We start from the raw sequence: 6,327 nt of genomic DNA, 5'->3' as shown, positions 1-6,327 counted from the left end.
CCGGCGCGGGCACGCCGGACCGCCGCGGCCGATCGGCCGGGCCGGCCGCGGCGCCTGCGTTCACCGCGGCGGACAGATCCACCGCCGCGCGCACCGGCGCGGTCTGCGCTGCTTCAGCCGGCGCTGCGTCCGGCGCTTCGACCTTCGGCAGCGCCGGACGCGGGGGCGTCTCCGGCAGCAGCGCTTCGAGGCGGGCCAGCGCCCCGAGCCGCTCCGCGTCGAGCGCCTCGAGCGCGTCCAGTGCGCGCGCCTGCTCCGCCAGCGCCGCCAGCTTCTCCGCCGCGGCGGATGCCGCGGCTTCCGCGCGCGCGGCGGCGGCTTCGGCCAGCCGGTCGATGGCCGCCCAGGCCCGCTCGCGATACCCGGCTTTCACCGCTTCGGCCACATCCCGGCTGTACGTCATCGTATATTCATTGCCGAACACCGCGCCCGGCTTGATCAGCGACTCCGCTTGCGCCTCGGTCAACTCGAAGCCGACCGGATCGATCAGCTCGCGCTCGACCGTATCGCCCCGCCAGTCGAGCTGTTCGGCCGCCTGCCGAAGCATCGCTTTCAAATGCCATTCGGCCGCCGCCTTCGCCTGGTTGTTCAGCTCGTCCACGAACCGCCGCATCCGGTTCGCCTTCTCCGCCGCGGTCTTCGCGCCTGCGAACAGCAGCCCCGCGCGGAATCCCGGCTTGCGGCTCTCCAGCATCGCGCCGGCCAGATCACGCACCGCGGCGGGCATCACATTCGCGTTGTCGAGCAGCGATTGCGTTTCGCGGCGGAGCCTGAGTCTCAGCTCTTCCGGTCCGCGCTTCAGCTCCTCCAGCTCGCGGCGCAGCGCGTCAAGCTCGGCCCGCACCGCCGTCATCGCCTCTTCGCCGCCTGCGGCCTCGATGAGCCGCTGCCGCTCCCCTTCGGACCGCGCTTCGAGCCAGCGGCCGTGCTCGGCGATCAGATAGCGCGCCGAACTGAGGACGCTGTATGCGCTCAGCTCCTCCTTCATCTTGGCGATGCCGGCCAGCAGCGCCTGCAGCGCCTCGAATTGGTCATACGGATGGTCCGGCTGCCGGTTCGAGATGTACAGAATCGCCGACGGCGACAGATTCCAGTCGGCGAACGCCGTCTCGACGCTCTTGCGATAGGCCGCGAACGGCAATTCCGCCTCGCGGTGTTTGTCCACCTGGCTGACGATGAGCACAAGCGGCTTACCCCAGTCGGCCAGCCGCTTCGCGAATTCGAAGTTGATCTCCGACTGCACGTGATTGTAGTCCATCACATAGCAGACGACATCGGCGAGATGAAGCGCCGACTCTGTCGCCAGTTTGTGCGCGTCGTCCGTCGAGTCGATGCCCGGCGTATCGAGAAGCGCCACCCCGCCTTCAAGCAGCGCGGCCGGATGATACAGTTCGATCGACTCCACGCCTTCGCCGTCCCGGCAATGCGCTTCCAGCTCGTCAAGCGGCACGGTCGTCGTCTCGCGCCGGCCGTCCCGCGCCAGCCGAATGACCGCCTTCGGCTCGCCGTGCCGGATCGTGACGACGTTCGCGCTCGTCGGAATCGGATTGGACGGCAGCAGCCGGCTGCCGCACAGCCGGTTGACCAGCGTCGATTTGCCCGCGGAAAAATGGCCGCAGAACGCTACCTGCGCGAAGGGCTCGGCCAGTTTGCCGATCAGTCCGCCGACCCGCTGCGCATGCGTACCGTCTCCGGCCGCGATCATTTGTTGCCGAATATCGTCCAGCGCGGCGGAAATGCGCGCCGCAAGCTCCCCTTGGTTCCCCACGTTCTTCTCCTCTCCATGCCGGCCCCCGTCAGGGCAGACAAATCTCGAACAGATCGCCGTGCTGCAAAATTGTCGCGCCGTGCGTCCGTTCTTTCATGACGACCACATCCGGCCGCTCCCGCAGCCGTTCGATGTAGCCTTCGGGCACCTCGCCCGCGCCGCTGACCGTGATGCCTTCCAGCACGATCTCTTCGTTCTCGGCCGGCGGCGAGACGAGAATCTGTTCGTACAGATCCGAGAACGATCCGAAGTCGCGCGTATAGACGGATATACAACGCATTGCGCGGCTCACCTCTGTCTTCGATGTCGAATGCGTGTATCTCCGAATAGTATGCCGTCAGCCCGACGGCCTCATGCGCTTTTTTCCTTCCTTGCACAGATCGAGCAGCGGACATTCCGGACAGTTCGGGCGCTGCGCCTTGCAATGGTAGCGGCCGAAGAAAATCAGCCGGTGATGCGTGATCGTCCATTCGTCCCGCGGCACGAGCCGCATCAGCTTCTTCTCGACTTCCAGCACCGAATCGTCGGGCTTCGCAATGCCGAGCCGCTTCGATACCCGCTCCACATGCGTATCGACGGCGATCGCCGGCACGCCGAACGCGTTGGAGATGACGACGTTCGCCGTCTTGCGGCCGACGCCCGGCAGTTCGACGAGCGATTCGTAGTCGCGGGGCACTTCGCCGCCGTGCTTCTCGATCAGCATGCGGCACAGCTTCTGGATATTGGCCGCCTTGTTCCGGTACAGGCCGATGCGGCGGATATCCTGCTCGAGCTCCTCGATCGGCACAGCCAGATAGTCTTCGGGCCGTTTGTATTTCTTGAACAGATCCGCCGTAACCTTGTTCACGGTCTCGTCCGTGCACTGCGCGGAGAGCAGCACCGCAATCGTCAGTTCGAACGGATTGCTGTGCACCAGCTCGCAATGCGCATCGGGGAACATTCCGGCGATCGTGTCCAAAATAGTGCGCATCTTGTCCGGCTTCATCGCTTCACCACTCCCGCTTAAACCCGTCCGCATCTTCAGACGCCTGCCGACAGCATTCGTTCGTAGTGTATCGAAAAATACCGGCAGCCGCAATATGTGCGAAAGAAACCGCCCCGGCATCCTTGCGGACGCGCGGGGCGGCACGGGTCAATTCAGCTTTTCGATTTCAAGCAGCTTGCCGTTATGAATGTACAGGGCGATCTTGTCGTCCATCTTCAGCGAGGTGACGGCGATCGTCTGCCCGCCGGACGTAATGAGCGTATCGTTCGACAGCTTGTACTGGTTCTGATCGTTCAGGCTGGTCTTGCGCACCTGAATCTCGTTCGCGGCGGCGTCATACTTCCAGAACGTCTTCACCTGTCCGGCGATGACCGTCACGACGTATTCGCCCGACTCGTTCGTCCGGATCTCGACGCGGTCATTCGCGGCCAGCGCGGCCGTGGACGTCGAGACGACGCCGTTCTTGACGATCTTGAAGTTCGAGCCGAGCGCGATATCCTCGACCGAACCGCCGTAAGCCGCGAACGAGACGGCGCCCGGCGAAGTCGAGACGATCTTGCCCACTTTCACGATAACCGTCTGCAGCTGGATCAGATCGCTGCCGGCGAACTCGGCGTTCACCGTCCGGCCCGCCGCCAGCTGGGACAGCGTTAGGCTGCTGCCGTTTTCGTCCAGTAGACGGGTATCGGCCGAGAGCGTGTACTCGCTCGTCACGCCGGCTTCCGAAGTGAGCCGCACCTTGCGGGCGGACGCGTCGACGGATGCCACATTCATCTGCACGACGCGGTGCGCCAGAATGGCAAGCGCCTTGTCGAGATTCTGATCAAGCTGTACGGTGACCCGGTCGCCGGGCTTGAGATCCGAGATCGTCGCGCCCGCCTTGCCGGGGATCTGGACCGCCGGCGTCTGGTACGGGATGGTCACCGTGCTGCCGTCATCAAGCTTGAGTACGATGCTTGAGCCGGCCGTATTCAGTGACTGCAGCGTGCCGGTATGGCGGTAAGCGAAACGGATCGTGATCGCCTGGTCTTCCGAATACGTAATCGTCACTTTGCGGCCTGCAACGAAAAACATTCTGGCCGCATCCAGCGACAGATACGAATTGTTCATTTCGATCCTTGTCTTGCTGTTCAGGGTAACGGCGGCGGGTTTGCCGTTCTGGTCCTTGAACGTCAGCGTGTCGTTCGACAGGTTGACGATCGTCGCGCCGCCCACCGTCGTAATGTTCCGGCCGACCACTTTGATCGCCGTCACCTTGTCGCTGCCGTCAAGGGTCAGCTCGATCTGGTCGTCCTTGTACAGGTCGTCCCAGGACGCGGCGGCAAATCCCGGAATTTCCAGCGTCGCGCCGGAAGCGAGATCGCTGACTTCCTTCTTGTTGTTCACGGTATAGATGATCGAACTGCGGTCGGCGCTGAATCCGTCGAACAGGCCGGTCACCGTCCGCGAAGCGCCGGATTCGACCGCAATTTGCGTGATCGCGCCGTTCTTCACCGTGTACGAGACGACATCGCCGCTGCGGAGATCGGACAGCGTGGCCGGCGATCCCTGTCTCGAAATGACCGCCGCGGCCGCGATATCCCAGGTTTCCGCCGCTTCGGCGCCGTCGTCGGCAATTTCGATTACGCCGGGCTGGATGCTGACGATTTTGCCCCGTCCCTGCTTGTTGACCGGCGCGGACTTCAGCTCGATCCGCACCGCCCGCTTCGACTCGCTGAACGTCTCGCGGAAGATGTCGACTTCGCTGTTCTCGGCCAGCGCAGACAGCCCGAGATTGCTTCCTGCGCGGTCCAGGACGGCCAGGTCGCTCTCGTATGGAATGGTCACGACGGGCGTGCCGACTTTCACATACAGCAGCCGCTCGGAAGAATCGATGCTGACGATGACGCCGGTCGTCTTCTCCAGCCGCTCCTCATTGTCCATCTGTTCGACGTAGAGCGCCCGCCGGCCGTCCGCGATGACGGCCGCCTGCGTATAGAGTTTCAGATTCGCAAGCGAGGATGCGCTCTCGGAATCAAAACGGTACACGGCCGTATCCGAATCGATTGTGAACGTCTGCGTCGTGCCGTCCTCATGCGCAAGCGTCAGCTGCGTGCCGCTCAGCGAAGTCAGGATGCCGCTGTGCTGCCGCTTGTATTCGACGGGATACAGATATTGCGCGCGGCTCAGCATCGTCGCCAGCTCGGCGCGGGAAACCGTATTTTTCGGGGCAAACCGGTCGGCCGAGATGCCTTTCACAATGCCCAGTTCGACCGCGGCGTTCACATAGCCGACGTACATGTCGGAAATCAGCGAAGCATCCGCGAACGCGGGCAGATCCCGGGCCATCGCTTCCGCCTTGGCCGTCTCGCCGATCGCCCGGATGATCAGCTTCGTCACCCATTCCCGGGTTGCCGGTTTCGTTCCCCATGCCTTGTCCGGTTCGGATTCCGCGAGGCGGAACTCTTCCTTCTCCTCAATCAGCCCTTCATAGATCGCTTGCATGACGTACGGCTTGGCGTAGCCCGATACAATGAACGAATCCGGGAACAGCACCTGCGTATCCGGATCGACCTTCTCCGCCGCGCCGGTGAAGCGAAGCGCCATGAGCACCGCATCCTGCTGCGAGACGCTCGCGGCGGGATTGAATTTGCCGTCATAGCCCTGGACAATGCCTTGAAGGTTCAGCTTCGTAATATGCTTTCTTGCCCAGTGGTTGTTCGGAACATCGGAGAACCCGGCGCCCGATACCGGCAGCGGAGCCTCGTCTCCGCCGCCCGAAACCCCGTCCGTTCCGGAATCCGCGCCGGTGTCCGGCGATTCCGCCTCCGTCCCCGTTTGTGCCGCGTCGTCGTCGGACTCCGCATAGGCCGCGCCGCCGCCTGCCAGCATCGAACAGACAAGCGCGGCAGACAGCCATTTCTTCCAATTATGTACTGCCATGAATGTTCGTTCCCCTCCCATCAAGTTCACCGGCATCCGCCGGTTCGCTATTGCAATTACGGCTCGTCTTGCATGGCTTGCGCAGTCCGGAAGTTCAGGTCGTCCGGATAGGCTCCCCGCTCGATCGGATGGAGGAGCTCCTCATGCCCCATCAGACTTTCGACCTGTTCGCCGTCCACCAGAATTTCGAGCGCTTCGACTTCATCAAACTGGAACGCCGACCGGGCAATCGCTTCGAGGGCCAGCGATTCGCCCATCGAACCGAGGCGCGCTTCGCCGGGCAGCGAGATGTCGACCGTCAGCACGCCGCCGTCCAGTTCGACCTGACGGAAGATCGCGTTTTTCCACAGCGAAAATTCGCCGGCCGCCTCGTCCTCCTGCTTGAGCGCCTCGATGGCCAGCCGGTAAACCTCCCCCGGTTCCGCCGGTTCAATCGTCGTCTGTTTCTCGATCAGGCTGTTCATCTCTTCGTCCGAGACATAGTACTTCACCGTCACCGATTCCGGCTTCGTCTCCGGCTCGTCGTTCTGTCCCGCGGCCGGGGTGTTCGTGTCAGCCCCGTTTCCGGGCAATGCCGGTTCCGTTCCTTTCCCGCAGGATGCGATCAGCAGCATGGCGACGAGCAGCGCCGTCAATCCCGACATTTTCCGCA

5 protein-coding genes are annotated in these 6,327 nt (G+C 63.3%); all 5 read right to left on the bottom strand.

Annotated features, from left to right (window positions below):
* On the bottom strand, positions 1-1,768 hold a 1,768-nt coding region (locus KJQ12_RS10390), incomplete at its 3' end, for a dynamin family protein (protein WP_213484613.1).
* Positions 1,769-1,796: 28 nt separating this feature from the next.
* A complete protein-coding gene (locus tag KJQ12_RS10385) occupies positions 1,797-2,048 on the bottom strand; it encodes a hypothetical protein (RefSeq protein ID WP_015254669.1) in 252 nt (83 codons plus the stop codon).
* 57 nt (positions 2,049-2,105) lie between these two features.
* Positions 2,106-2,753: an endonuclease III gene (gene nth, locus KJQ12_RS10380; protein ID WP_015254670.1), complete on the bottom strand. Its 648-nt coding sequence runs from the start codon at positions 2,751-2,753 to the stop codon at positions 2,106-2,108.
* A gap of 147 nt (positions 2,754-2,900) precedes the next feature.
* The gene (locus KJQ12_RS10375; RefSeq protein ID WP_213484612.1) at positions 2,901-5,675 is read right to left on the bottom strand and encodes an S-layer homology domain-containing protein; all 2,775 of its coding nucleotides are present in this window, start codon (positions 5,673-5,675) and stop codon (positions 2,901-2,903) included.
* A gap of 56 nt (positions 5,676-5,731) precedes the next feature.
* Positions 5,732-6,319, bottom strand: coding sequence for a GerMN domain-containing protein (locus KJQ12_RS10370; protein ID WP_244860556.1), 588 nt, complete (start codon positions 6,317-6,319; stop codon positions 5,732-5,734).
* Between the last annotated feature and the right edge of the window lie 8 nt (positions 6,320-6,327).

Source organism: Thermobacillus xylanilyticus, assembly GCF_907165215.1.
In the GTDB taxonomy this organism is placed as follows: Bacteria; Bacillota; Bacilli; order Paenibacillales; family Paenibacillaceae; genus Thermobacillus; species Thermobacillus xylanilyticus.
This window is presented reverse-complemented; position numbering and strand designations above follow the sequence as displayed.